General features: G+C 69.7%; 12 protein-coding genes. 3 read left to right on the top strand and 9 right to left on the bottom strand.

Going from position 1 to position 12835, the window contains the following annotated elements; translation table 11 throughout:
* Window positions 1–172: 172 nt before the first annotated feature.
* Complete coding sequence (locus AB3M83_RS04920) at window positions 173–883, top strand: thioredoxin-like domain-containing protein (protein WP_412945594.1); 711 nt, start codon at window positions 173–175, stop codon at window positions 881–883.
* Entirely contained in the window at window positions 880–1587 is a 708-nt protein-coding gene (locus AB3M83_RS04915) for a DUF305 domain-containing protein (protein ID WP_412945593.1), read from the top strand. The genes AB3M83_RS04920 and AB3M83_RS04915 overlap by 4 nt, the downstream gene beginning before the upstream one ends.
* 62 nt (window positions 1588–1649) lie before the next feature.
* On the opposite strand, the gene AB3M83_RS04910 is transcribed toward AB3M83_RS04915, so the two are convergent.
* From AB3M83_RS04910 to AB3M83_RS04900, 3 genes are all read right to left on the bottom strand, one after another.
* Entirely contained in the window at window positions 1650–2621 is a 972-nt protein-coding gene (locus tag AB3M83_RS04910; protein ID WP_412945592.1) for a carbohydrate ABC transporter permease, read from the bottom strand.
* Window positions 2618–3964 (bottom strand): carbohydrate ABC transporter permease, encoded by a 1347-nt coding sequence (locus tag AB3M83_RS04905; protein WP_412945591.1) that lies wholly within the window; start codon window positions 3962–3964, stop codon window positions 2618–2620. The genes AB3M83_RS04910 and AB3M83_RS04905 overlap by 4 nt, the downstream gene beginning before the upstream one ends.
* A gap of 89 nt (window positions 3965–4053) precedes the next feature.
* A complete protein-coding gene (locus AB3M83_RS04900; protein WP_412945589.1) occupies window positions 4054–5394 on the bottom strand; it encodes an ABC transporter substrate-binding protein in 1341 nt (446 codons plus the stop codon).
* Window positions 5395–5612: 218 nt separating this feature from the next.
* On the opposite strand from AB3M83_RS04900, the gene AB3M83_RS04895 reads away from it, so the two are divergent.
* Window positions 5613–6650: a LacI family DNA-binding transcriptional regulator gene (locus tag AB3M83_RS04895; RefSeq protein ID WP_412945588.1), complete on the top strand. Its 1038-nt coding sequence runs from the start codon at window positions 5613–5615 to the stop codon at window positions 6648–6650.
* A gap of 71 nt (window positions 6651–6721) precedes the next feature.
* Here AB3M83_RS04895 and rplL read toward each other — a convergent pair whose 3' ends face one another.
* The 6 genes from rplL to AB3M83_RS04865 form a co-directional block, all read right to left on the bottom strand.
* The gene (gene rplL / locus AB3M83_RS04890) at window positions 6722–7102 is read right to left on the bottom strand and encodes a 50S ribosomal protein L7/L12 (protein ID WP_412945587.1); all 381 of its coding nucleotides are present in this window, start codon (window positions 7100–7102) and stop codon (window positions 6722–6724) included.
* 51 nt (window positions 7103–7153) lie between these two features.
* Window positions 7154–7642 (bottom strand): 50S ribosomal protein L10, encoded by a 489-nt coding sequence (gene rplJ / locus AB3M83_RS04885; protein WP_412945586.1) that lies wholly within the window; start codon window positions 7640–7642, stop codon window positions 7154–7156.
* Window positions 7643–7968: 326 nt separating this feature from the next.
* Window positions 7969–8994 carry a hypothetical protein gene (locus AB3M83_RS04880; RefSeq protein ID WP_412945585.1) on the bottom strand — a complete coding sequence of 342 codons (1026 nt, stop codon included), beginning with the start codon at window positions 8992–8994 and terminating at the stop codon, window positions 7969–7971.
* A gap of 315 nt (window positions 8995–9309) precedes the next feature.
* Window positions 9310–10314 (bottom strand): sugar phosphate isomerase/epimerase family protein, encoded by a 1005-nt coding sequence (locus tag AB3M83_RS04875; protein WP_412945584.1) that lies wholly within the window; start codon window positions 10312–10314, stop codon window positions 9310–9312.
* A 30-nt stretch (window positions 10315–10344) separates the two neighbouring features.
* Window positions 10345–11490: a Gfo/Idh/MocA family protein gene (locus AB3M83_RS04870; protein WP_412945979.1), complete on the bottom strand. Its 1146-nt coding sequence runs from the start codon at window positions 11488–11490 to the stop codon at window positions 10345–10347.
* 90 nt (window positions 11491–11580) lie between these two features.
* Window positions 11581–12627: a substrate-binding domain-containing protein gene (locus AB3M83_RS04865; protein WP_412945582.1), complete on the bottom strand. Its 1047-nt coding sequence runs from the start codon at window positions 12625–12627 to the stop codon at window positions 11581–11583.
* Between the last annotated feature and the right edge of the window lie 208 nt (window positions 12628–12835).

The following is a 12835-nucleotide window of genomic DNA, read 5'->3' as shown; positions in this document are numbered from 1 at the left end:
CTGCGCACCGGCGAGACCCCCTTGCGCCGCGCCGCACGCTGCGCCATCGACGACGGCCCGACCCTATGGACCCGCTGAGCACCCGCCTCCGCCCCGGCATCCGCATCATGCCGCCGCATACAATCGGGGGGACCGCGCGCCCGCGCCGACCTCCCGAGAACGAGATCATCCCATGACCCCGAACCCTCCCTCCGGCAAGCGTCAGAGCGGCAACCCCGCGACGCAGGCCGACATCAACCTCACCGTCAAGCAGCAGCGCGAGCAGCAGAAGCAGCAGAAGCTCGCCGAGTACCAGCGGCAGCTCGCCAAGCGGCGCCGCACGAAGGCGACCTGGTGGATCGTCGGCGCCGCGGCCGCGGTCGTCGTGATCGCGCTCGTCGTCGCCTCCGTCGTCCTGACCCCCCGCCCCGTCAGCATCGACCGCGGCGACGGCGACGGCGCATCGATCGAGGGCGTCGAGACCTTCGAGCACTCCGGCAACCACGTCGAGGGCGAGGTCGACTACGAGCAGACGCCGCCCGCGGGCGGCGACCACAACGCGGCGTGGCTCAACTGCGGCGTGTACGCGGAGCCCGTTCCGAACATCCACGCCGTGCACTCGCTCGAGCACGGCGCCGTCTGGGTCGCGTACGACCCCGCCCAGGTCGACGATGCCGAGGTGTCCGCCCTCAAGGCGCAGCTCCCCTCGACCTACACGATCCTGGCCCCCTACGAGGGGCTCGACACCCCCATCGCCGTGACGGCATGGGATGCCCAGCTGAAGGTCGACTCCGCCGACGACGCACGGATCGGCGAGTTCCTCCGCGCCTACTGGCGGAACGTCAACGGCCCCGAGCCGGGTGCCGCCTGCTCGGGCGCGGTCGACGGGCCCGGCAAGCAGTGACGGACGCCCCGATCGACGACGACGACGTCGAGGCCGAGCCGGTCCTCGAGCGCTCCCTGCCGCCGTGGTGGGTCCTGCTCCTCGTCGCCGTGGCCATCGCCGCCGTCGCCTTCGCGATCGGCCGCTTCTCGACGTTCGGGATCGCCGGCACCACCCCGGGAGACGGCTCGCCCGAGGCGGGCTTCGCGCGGGACATGCAGATCCATCACGCGCAGGCCGTCGACATGGCCATGACCATCCACGCGAAGACCGACGACGAGCAGCTGAGCGCACTGTCCTACGACATCGCGACGGCTCAGTCCGCCCAGCGCGGCGAGATGTTCGACTGGCTCGTCCGGTGGGGACTCCCCCAGCTGGGCGAGCCGATGACGTGGATGGCCGCCTCGAGCGTCGAGCACGCCCACGGCGGTGCAGCTGCCGACGAGACCGAGCCGATGACCGACGAGCAGATGCGCGAGGCGATGGGCATGGCGTCCGAGGCGGAGCTGGCGGCGCTCCGCGCGGCATCCGGTCAGGACGCCGACTGCCTGTTCCTGAGCCTCATGATCCGGCATCACGAGGGCGCGATCCCCATGGTCGACGCCGTCCTCGAGCTGGGCTCCGAGGAGCGCGCGCTCACCGTGGCGGAGTCCATGAAGAACGCGCAGCTGTTCGAGATCGATGCGATGACGGCCATGCAGGAGCGCCTCGGCTGCAGCGGATGAGCTGACACGAGAAGAGGTGGGATGCCGGCGCGGCATCCCCCCTCTTCTCGTCTGTCCTCGGATCAGCCCTTCGTCGCGCCGGCGAGGAGGCCGCGCACGAAGAACCGCTGGAGGGCGAAGAACACGATCAGCGGCACCAGGATCGACAGGAAGGTGCCCGCCGACTGCAGGAACCACTGGTTGCCCCAGGTTCCGGAGAGGGATGCCAGGGATTGTGTCATCGGCAGAGAGGACGATGGCGCGAAGATCGTCGCCACCAGCAGGTCGTTCCACACCCAGATGAACTGGAGCACCGCGAAGGACGCCAGCGCCGGGGCGGCGAGGGGCAGGATCAGCCGGAAGAAGATCTGACCGTGTCCGGCGCCGTCCACGCGCGCCGCCTCGATCACCTCCGAGGGGATCTCGGCGATGAAGTTGTGCAGCAGGAACACCGCGAGCGGGATCGAGAAGATCGTGTGGGCGATCCAGATCGTCGCGAAGCTCTGATCCACGTCGCGCAGCTCCAGGCCCGGGAAGATCAGCACGTCATTGATCGTCAGACCGCGCGAGAACAGGCTCAGCAGCGGCACGAGGGCCATCTGCAGCGGCACGATCTGCAGGGCGAACACCCCGACGAACAGGATGTTCTTGCCGCGGAAGTCGATCCACGCGAACGCGTAGGCGAGGAGGGACGCGACCGCCAGGGCGAAGAACACGACCGGGATCGTGATCGCGAGCGAATTCACGAAGGACTCCGCCAGCGTCAGCGTCGTGCCACCCGCCGTGAGCGCCTGCTGGTAGTTGCTCATCGTGAACTCCGGGTCGACGAACACCATCCACCAGCCGGTGGACTGCGTGTCGGCGCCGGGCCGGAACGACGTGATGAACAGCCCCAGCGTGGGGATCGTCCACACGACCGCGATCGCGAGGGCGGCGATGGTCGCCCCGCGGGACGTGAGGCGCTTCTGCGCCATCTTCTCGTGCTTGCGCGTATCCCGGGCGACCTGACGCGAGTTGCGCGTCTCGGGAATCGGCTCGATGACCCCGACGCTCATCGGATCTCCCTCTGCTTTCGGATCTGGATGACATTGAAGACGATCAGCGGGACCACGAAGAGGAAGAGCACGACGGCGAGTGCCGCGGAGTGGCCGTAGCTCTGGAATCGCTGCTGCTGGTTGACCATCTCGAACGCCAGCACCGTGGTGTCCGAGCGACCGCCCGTCATGACGGCGACGATGTCGTACACCTTCAGCGCGCCGATGGCGATGGTGGTGACGACGACGACGATGGACGAGCGGATGCCGGGCACCGTGACGTTGCGGAACCGCTGCCACGCGTTCGCGCCGTCGAGCGAGGCCGCCTCGATCTGCTCCGGCGGCACCGCCTTGACGGCCGCCGAGAGGATCACCATCGCCAGGCCCGTCTGGCTCCAGATGAAGACGAGGAGCAGCAGCAGGGTGTTCACGAGCGGCTGGATGGCGAGCCACGACACCGGCTCTCCGCCGAATGCCGTGACGATGGCGTTCAGCAGGCCCACCTGATCACCCTGACGGAAGTCGTAGATGAACTTCCAGATGATGCCGGCGCCCACGAACGAGATGGCGAACGGCATGAAGATGAGGACCTTCAGGATCCGCTCGCCGCGCGCCCGGTCGATGAAGACGGCGTAGGCCAGGCCGACGACCGTCGCGACCAGCGGCGCCACGATGACCCAGATGATCGAGTTGATCACCGACCAGAAGCCCTGCGGGTTCGTGAACGCCCAGACGTAGTTCTCGAGTCCGACGAACTCGTCGCCGGTCTTGTCGAAGAAGGACTGGATCACCGTCGCGATGGCGGGGTAGATCAGCCCGATGAGCAGGAGGATGCCGGCGGGGGCTGCGAACAGCACCAGCTGGAACAGCGATCCGGCGCCCTGCCGGGCGTGCAGATCGGCGTAGAACAGCGCGCCGCCGAGGATCACGGCGATCGCCAGCACGTAGACGACGGCGTTCTGGTACGGCCGCAGCAGCATGAACGCGAGCACGGGAATCGCGAAGCACGAGACCAGGCGCAGCCAGAAGTAGAACCGGCCGGGACGGGGGGCGAACTCGATGAGGAGCAGGATCAGCCCCACGACCACGGCGAAGGCCAGCAGGACGAGGGGGATCTGCACCAGCGGGCCGAGGTCGCCGAGCCACTGGAAGAACGAATTGAGCGAGAACCCGAGAGAGGTCGGGCGGGCATCCTCGACGGGAGCGCGCGTGACCATGAAGAGTAACAGTGCGACCACCACGATGCCGGCGACCGCCAGCACGATGGGTGCGATGCGACTGCGGCGCGACTTCCGCGTGGATGCGTCCGGACCGCCGGCGCCGGTATTGCGCGCGGTGTCAGGTGCCTGAATGGTGCCAGTCATGAATACCTTCCGAGTTCTCCACTGGACCTGAGGTGGGGGACGACGAGGCCGCCCGCGGGTGCGAGCGGCCTCGTCGGTTGTCGGCTAGATCAGTTCTCGTAGCCGGCCTGGATGTCACTGAGCACGGTGTCCGTGTCCTTGCCGTCGATCCAGTCGACCATGCCACGCCAGAACGAGCCGGAGCCGACGGTGGCCGGCATCAGGTCGGAGGCGTCGAAGCGCACGGTCGTGTTCGGGTCCTGCAGCAGGGCCATGGCTTCCTGCAGGAACTCGCTGCCGGCCAGGCTCGCGTCGGCGTTCAGGTTCGCCGAGATGTTGCCGCCGAGGCTGACGCGCTCGTCGGCCCACTCCGGCGTCGACATGTACTCGAGCACCGCGACCGTGGCCGCGTCGTCCGAGAAGGCGGTGACGAACTCGCCGCCGACCTCGACCGCCGCTGCGTCCTCCGAGAAGCCGGGGAGGACGAACGCGTAGACGTCGCCGTCGGGAGCGACCACGGGGGTCTCGCCTTCAGCCGTCTGCACGTCGAGGAAGTTGGCCGACAGGAACGAGGCCTGGTGGGTCAGCGGGCAGCTGCCGTCCGCGACCTTCGCCGCAACGTCGCCGAACGCGGTCGAGTTGATGCTGGCGACGTCACCGTAGCCGGCGTTGACCCACTCGGGGTTGAGGAGGATCTCGCCGACGGCGTCGAACGCCTCCTTGATCTGCGGGTCGGTGAACGGAACGTCACCGGCGACCCACTGGTCGTAGACCTCGGGGCCGGCCTGGCGGAGGACGAGGTCCTCGATCCAGTCGGTGCCGGGCCAGCCGGATGCCGCCTCGGACTCGAAGCCGGCGCACCAGGGCGCCTCACCGGTCTCCTCGCGGATCGTCTCGGTGAGCGTGATCATCTCGTCCCACGTGGTGGGAGCCTCCACGCCCCACTCCTCGAACGACGCCGGCGAGTACCAGACGTAGCCCTTGACGTTGGCGAGCATGGGTGCCGCGTAGAAGGTGTCGTCGACGGTGCCGTACGCCTTCCAGTCCTCGGACCAGTTCTCGTCGACGTTGGCCTCGACGGTCTCGGGCGCGGGCTGGACCTCGCCGGTCTCGATGAGCGTCCTCAGCAGGCCCACCTGCGGGACGATGCCGATGTCGGGGGCGTCGCCACCCTGGACCTTCGTGACGATGTTGCCCTCGAACGCCTTGTCACCGGTGTACTCGACGATGACGCCGGTGTCCTCGGTGAACTTGTCGAACGACTTCTGCATGTTCTCGGCCTCGATGCCGGTGATGCCACCGGAGATGCGGACCGTTTCGCCCTCGATCGACGCGTCGTCCGCGGGCTCTTCACCACCCTCGGCGCAGCCGGCGAGGGCCATGGTAGCCACGGCCGCCACACTCAGCGCGACCATCGCGCGGCGTCCGCGGGGCGATCGGAATGACGTCATTGTTGCCTCCTCATAGCGACGGAAGGGGCGGATGCCCGGACTTCCGCGAAGAAACGTAGGGAACCGTTTCCATGTTCACGGTAAGGGATGCGGGATGCCGGCACAATCGCACGATGATCACAACTCGGTAAATACGGGTGAATCAGTGGCGTCTCCTGCAGCGACCGAGCACAATGGGGCTGGAATCGGTTCCACACTCCGAGGACGCAGGAGGGACGATGGCGGGCATCGCTGACGTCGCACACGCCGCGGGCGTGTCGAAGGCGACCGCGAGCCGCGCGCTGACCGGGTCCGGCTACGTGTCGGATGCCACGCGGGAGCGCGTGCGGGCCGCCGCCAAGGACCTCGGCTACGTCCCCACCACGAGCGCCGTGAGCCTCGTGACCGGGCGCCATCGGACCGTCGGAGTCGTCATCCCGGCCCTCGACCGCTGGTTCTTCGGACAGGTGCTCGCCGGTGTGCAGGAGGCGCTGTTGGAGCGCGGCTACGACCTCGCCCTGTACGGCGCCCCGCCGGAGTCCGACGTGCGCCGCGAGATGTTCGAGCACTTCCTCGCCCGGCGACGCTTCGACGGCATCGTCGCGGTCGGCATCGAGCCCAGCACCTCCGAGCTGGAGCGCCTGCTCGCGTTCGGCAAGCCCGTCGTCAGCGTGGGCGGGTTCGAGGCGGCCACACACGCCGTCTCGATCGACGACCACGCTGCCGCGCGGATCGCCACCGAGCACCTGCTCGGCCTCGGACACCGGTCCATCGCGTTCGTGGGTGGCGACCCCGACCGGACCTGGATGAGCTTCGGCGACGGGCGGCGGCTGGCGGGCTACCTCGCCGCGATGGACGATGCGGGCCTGGCGGATGCCGCGCGCCACGTGCGCTGCGAGGCGACCATGCCGGGCGGCTACCGCGCGGCCGTCGACCTCCTCGGCGACCGGCTCACCCGCCCAACCGCAATCGTCGGGGTGTGCGACGAGGTCGCCGTCGGCACGATCATCGCGGCGCGACGCCTCGGCATCCGCGTCCCGGAGCACCTGAGCGTCGTCGGGATCGACGACCACGAGTACGCCGAGATGTTCTCGCTCACGACGCTGCAGCAGCGCCCGCATCAGCAGGGCCGGGCGGCTGTGGACCTGCTGCTCGCGCAGCTCGAAGAGGCGACGACGCCGGCCGTCCGGGTCGCGGAGCCCGCGCGGCTCATCGTCCGCAGCTCGACGGCCGCGGTCGACGACGACGCATCGGCCATCGTCGGCAACCTGCCCTGAGGCATCCGTCCGCAAAAGGCGGAAGGCCCCGGATGCCGAAGCATCCGAGGCCCTCCGGAAAGGTGTCAGCCTTACTTGACGGTGACCGTCGCGCCGGCAGCCTCGAGGGCGTCCTTCGCCTTGTCGGCGGCTTCCTTGTTCGCGCCCTCGAGCACGGCCTTGGGAGCACCGTCGACGACGGCCTTGGCCTCGCCGAGGCCGAGCGAGGTGAGCTCGCGGACGACCTTGATGACCTGGATCTTCTTGTCGCCGGCAGCCTCGAGGACGACGTCGAAGGAGTCCTTCTCCTCGACCTCTTCGGCAGCAGCGCCGCCGCCGGCACCGGCAACGGCGACGGGGGCCGCGGCGGTGACGTCGAACTTCTCCTCGAACGCCTTCACGAACTCGCTGAGCTCGACGAGGGTCAGGCCGGCAAACTGCTCGAGCAGCTCCTCAGTGGTGAGCTTCGCCATGATGTATCTCCTAGATAGATGGGGGTTTGTGGGTAAGAGCTCGCCGTCCGCTCACGCGGCGTCGGCGGTCTCCAGCTTTTCGCGAAGCGCGTCGATGGTGGCCGCGGCCTTGCCCATCGTCGCCTTCATCATGCCCGCAGCCTTCGCAAGCAGAACCTCACGGCTCTCGAGCGCGGCGTACTTGTTGACCTCGTCGGCACTCAGGGCGTTGCCCTCGAAGATGCCGCCCTTGATCACGAGAAGCGGGTTGGCCTTGGCGAAGTCACGCAGAGCCTTCGCAGTGGCGACGAAGTCGCCGTGCACGAATGCGACAGCCGAGGGGCCCTTGAGGTCCTCGTCCAGCGCGGTGATCCCCGCCTTGTTGGCGGCGATCTTGGTCAGCGTGTTCTTCACCACGGCGTACTGCGCGTCCTGACGGATGCTGTTGCGCAGCTCCTTGAGCTGGGCAACCGTCAGACCGCGGTACTCGGTCAGCAGAACGGCGTTCGAGTCCTCGAAGTTCTTCGTGAGCTCGGCGACCGATGCATCCTTCTGCGCCATGGTCACTCCTTGATCTGTTCGAGACGCGCCGCGGTGGCGGGGCGTCGGCCGGGACGTCGGGCTGAAATGACAAAAGCTCCGGCGCAAGCGCACGGAGCTTCAAGCCCGGTTTCCCGGAAGTTCGTACACCTGCGCGGGCCCCTGCACTGCAGAGCTTCGATCGGTGTGCTGACGCACGCCGATGACCGACGGTCTTTGGCTTGTGCCCCAGTGTACGCGCCCCCCACCTGCCCACCAAATCGCGGCACCCGCTTCGCCCGCCGCCCCGCCGCCCGCCAGCCGCGCGCTGCCTCGCCGAGCGCGCCGGTTGCTGCCGAACGCGCCCGCTATTGTCCCGCCAGAAGCGGCGCGCTCGGCAGCAAGAGGCGCGCTCGACGCGATGGCAGCGAGACGCCGAAGCTCGTCAGCCGTGCGGCGAGGGCGGCCGGCGTGACGGCGTGCGCGGTCCCGCCGCGCAGCACCCGCCGACCGGTCGTGCCGCGCACCCAGTCCTCACGATGCTTCTCGTCGAGGAGGATGCGCTCCAGCGTCTGGCCGGAGCGCATTGATTCGTCGGTGTACTTCACCTCGCCGTCGCACTCGTAGAAGGCGCCCGCCTCCTCGAGCTCGATGTCGAGCCAGTAGTCGGACGGTCCCGGACCCGGCACCCTCACCTGCAGGCCCGGCTGCGCGAACCCGAGGCGTCTCAGCTGCAGCTTCGTGACCGATTCGAGCGGCAGCTCCGAACGGCCGTCCATGATCTCGACGATCTCTCGGGCCTGACGGATGCCGCGGGCTCCCGCCGCCGCGTCGACGCGCTCGCGCAGCGCGTCGCGCCACCGTTCCGCGGCGGCGACGTCGTACTGCCGCGGAGGACCGGCGACCCGCCCCATGGCGGCATCCGCACAGACGATCGCCACCTCGGGACTGGCCAGCCGCGCGAGGTCGAAGACGGTGCGCTGCAGCGAGGTGCAGAGGAGTCCGCCCGCGCGGGTGATGTCCTCGGACGCCAGCTCACCCCGGTGCCGGACGACCGCCTGAGCGGAGTGGCGGCCCACCGGCGCGACGGCGGTGTGCACGCGGTCGACCCTCACCCGGTACAGCGGCAGACCGAGCACGACCGCCGCAGACGTGAGGCAGAAGACCGGCGGCACGTCGGCGGACTCCTGCACCGCGACGACGTGGGCTCGATGCTGCGATTCCGGCCACAGCCCCTGCCAGTCGGCGTCCGGCAGGTACCAGCCGCGCCGCAGCCGGCGCAGCCCGCCGCCGGCGAGTCCGCCGTCGATGCGCGAGCGGGTCCAGCCCTGCCGCACGAGGTCTTTGCGGCGGACGAGCAGTTCGCGCAGGTAGGGCGCACCGAGGTGTTGCATGCGCTCAGCGTGCGTGCGGTGTCCTCTCCCCCGGCGCCGCGTCGCACCGACCGGTGGACACCGCCTCCGCGCCCCCGGCGGTGGAGAGCGCCCGAGCGCGCCGCCGCGAGCGCGCCGCCCGCTGCCGAGAGCGCCGCCCGCTGCCGCGCAGAAACCGGCGCGCTCGGCGCTAGCCGGCGCGCTCGGCGTCGGAGAGGCGCGCGAAGGCGGGCGGCGCCGCGGCGCAAAGCGGCGCGGCGGCGCGCGGCGCGGGCGGGGACGGCGCTCGGCGCCCCGCCCCGGATCCCCCACTCCGGCGACGGGACGCCGAGCGGCTCAGCGGCTGCTGAAGGCGGCGTCGAATGCCGCGCCGGACGGCACGTAGGTGGACAGCCGGCGGACGAAGGCGAGCGCCTCCGGCGCACCGACCAGCCGGTCCATGCCGGCATCCTCCCACTCCACCGACAGCGGTCCGGCGTAGCCGATCGCGTCGAGCATGCGGAACGCGTCCTCCCACGGGACGTCGCCGTGCCCGGTGGAGATGAAGTCCCAGCCCCGTCGCGGATCGGCCCAGGCGAGGTGCGACGAGAGCCGCCCGTTGCGTCCGTTGCCGAGCCGCTTCTTCGTGTCCTTGCAGTGCACGTGGTAGATCCGGTCCGAGAAGTCCCAGAGGAAGCCGACGGGGTCGAGGTCCTGCCACACCATGTGGCTCGGGTCCCAGTTGATCCCGAACGACTCCCGGTGGCCGATCGCCTCGAGCGTGCGCTGCGTGGTCCAGTAGTCGTACGCGATCTCGGACGGGTGCACCTCGCTCGCGAAGCGCACACCGACCTCCTCGAACACGTCGAGGATGGGATGCCACCGCGCCGCGAAGTCCTCGTAGCCGGCATCCACCATCTCCGCGGTAGCGGGCGGGAACATGGCGACGTACTTCCAGATCGACGAGCCGGTGAAGCCCGTCACGGTGCTCACGCCGAGGGCCGCCGCCATCCGCGCGGTGTCCTTCATTCCCTCCGCCGCACGCCGGCGCACGCCTTCGGGGTCACCGTCTCCCCAGACGCGATCGCTCAGGATGTCGCGGTGGCGCTGGTCGATGGGGTCGTCGCAGACGGCCTGCCCACCGAGATGGTTGGCGATCGCGTGGACGGCGAGGCCGTTCCGCTCGAGCACGTCCCGCCTGCCCTGCACGTAGGCCTCGTCATCCCAGCGGGAGACGTCGAGGTGGTCGCCCCAGCAAGCCACCTCCAGTCCGTCGTAGCCCCACTCGCCGGCGAGCCGCGCCACCTCCTCGAACGGGAGGTCGGCCCACTGGCCGGTGAACAGTGTGATCGGTCGCGCCATCGCGATTCCTTTCTCGACGTGATGTGTGTGTCAGGGTGCCGTGGGGACCCACGCGCTGCCGGTGTCGGAGCTCCGCTCCACGGCAGCCAGCACCCGCTGGACGTGAAGGCCGTCCGCGAACGACGGCCGGGGCTGCTCGCCCGCCGCGATCGCGGCCACGAAGTCGCTCGCCTGGTGCGAGAAGCCGTGCTCGTAGCCGAGCATGTGACCCGTCGGCCACCACGGTCCGACATACGGGTGGTCGTGCTCGGTGACGAGGATGCGGCGGAAGCCCAGCTCGGTGTCCGCGGCGGTCGCATCGTAGAACTCGAGCTCGTTCAAGCGCTCGAGGTCGAAGGCCAGGGCGCCGCGCGACCCGGAGATCTCGATGCGGAGGGCGTTCTTCCGCCCGGTGCGGAACCGCGTCGCCTCGAACGAGGCCAGCGCCCCGGAGGAGAGCCGCCCGGTGAACAGCGCGACGTCGTCGACGGTCACCGTTCCGCGCTCGGTCCCGGCGGTGCCGGACAGGCCGACGCCCTCGGCCAGCACGGGCCGCTCCGAGACCAGTGTCTCGATGATCCCCGACACCGACTCGACCCGCTGACCGGTGATGAACTCGGTGAGGTCGACGGCGTGCGCGCCGATGTCCCCGAGCGCCCCCGACCCGGCGAGCTCCTTGTCGAGCCGCCACGTCATGGGCGACTCCGGATCGATCAGCCAGTCCTGCAGGTATTCCGCGCGCACCTGCCGGATCACGCCGAGCCGCCCTGCGGCGACGAGATCCCGCGCGAAGGCGGCGGCGGGGACACGGCGGTACGTGAACCCGACCATCGAGCGGATGCCGCGGTCGGCGGCCCGCGCCGCGGCATCCGCCATCGCCTCCGCCTCGGCGACGGTGTTCGCCAGCGGCTTCTCGCACAGCACGTGCTTGCCCGCGGCGAGCGCGGCGAGAGCGATCTCGGCGTGCGTGTCCCCGGGGGTGACGATGTCGACGACGTCGATGTCGTCACGGGTGAGGACGTCGCGCCAGTCGGTGGCCGATTCCTCCCAGCCCCACTTGTCGGCGGCGGCGGCCGTCGCGGCGGCGTTCCGTCCGACCACGACCTGCAGCACCGGCTGACGGGCCAGGTCGAAGAACCGGGGGGCGACCCGCCACCCCTGGGAGTGCGCGGCGCCCATGAAGCCGTGGCCGATCATGGCGATCCGAAGCGGTTCGGTCAACGCAGGGTCCTTCCTCGAGGTGTGACGGGAGGCGCTCACCGGCCGGCGAACGCCTCCCGCACGGGGTCATTCGAACGACAGGTCGATGAACTGGTCGACGTTGTCCTTCGTGACGACCGGCGCGTCGAGGACGATCCGGTTCGGGATGCCGGGCGTGACGATGTCGCCGAGCGTCTTGTTCTGCGCGATCAGGCGAGCGAGCGCGACACCGTCCGCGGCCTGCGTCGACGGGTAGATGACCGTCGCCTTCAGAACGGAGTCGTCCGCCTCGATGGCCTCCATCGCGCTGCGGCTGCCCGCACCGCCCATCATGAAGAACTCGTCGCGCCCGGCCGAGGCGATCGCGGCGAGCACGCCGACGCCCTGGTCGTCGTCGTGGTTCCACAGCGCGTCGATCTGGGGGTTGGCCGAGAGCAGCTGCGACGCGGCCGACTCGCCGCCTGCGACGGTGAAGTCGGCGGCCACTCGGGCCGAGACCTCGAGTCCGCAGTCCTCGAGCGCATCGGCGAAGCCCTGCGAGCGGTCCTGCGTGAGGGGCAGGGAGTCGATCCCGGCGATCTCGGCGACGACGGCATCCGGGTTGTCGCTCAGCTGCTCGCAGATGTAGGTGCCGGCGGACACACCCATGCCGTAGTTGTCGCCGAGTACCGTCGCGCGGGCGGCGAACGGGCTCGAGAACTCGCGGTCGACGTTGATCACCGGGATGCCCGCCTCCATGGCGGCGACCGCGGCTTCCGTGAGGGCGGCACCGTCGGTGGGCAGCAGCACGATGGCGTCCACGCCGTCGTTGACGAAGGTCTCGACGGCCGCGATCTGCGCGATCGGGTCGTTCGTCCCCTCGGCGACCTTCAGGTCGACGTCGTCGAAGCTGTCGGCCGCGGCCTGCGCGCCGGAGTTGATCGCGCCGAGCCAGCCGTGGTCCGCCGCCGGGCCCGAGAAGCCGATGACGACGGTGTCGCCCGACTCCGCGTTCTCCTCGGTGGTGGTCCCCTGGTCCACGACGTTCTCCTCGTCGGCACCGGTGCCGGTACAGCCGGCGAGCAGGCCGATCGCGGCGAGCGCGGCGACGCCGGTGAGAATCAGCCGCGAACGCGCGTTGATGTGTGAGCGCATGTCTTCCTCCTTGAATGTGGTGCAGCCCTGGTGGGTCGAGCCGGGTGAGGTGCTCGGGTCGGCGCGACGCTCGGGCCCCACAGTCGGGTGAGGATCGTCGGCACTGACGGGACTCAACGTAACAGAAGCAAACGCAATTCTGTCAACTTCTGTTATCGGATCGACATAAGTCAACTACGGCCCTGATCCGCGGAATTTCGCCCTCCCG

The organism is Microbacterium pasadenense (assembly GCF_047246565.1).
In the GTDB taxonomy this organism is placed as follows: Bacteria; Actinomycetota; Actinomycetes; order Actinomycetales; family Microbacteriaceae; genus Microbacterium.
The sequence above is the reverse complement of the archived record's forward strand: the minus strand, read 5'-3'. Positions and strand labels throughout refer to the sequence as shown.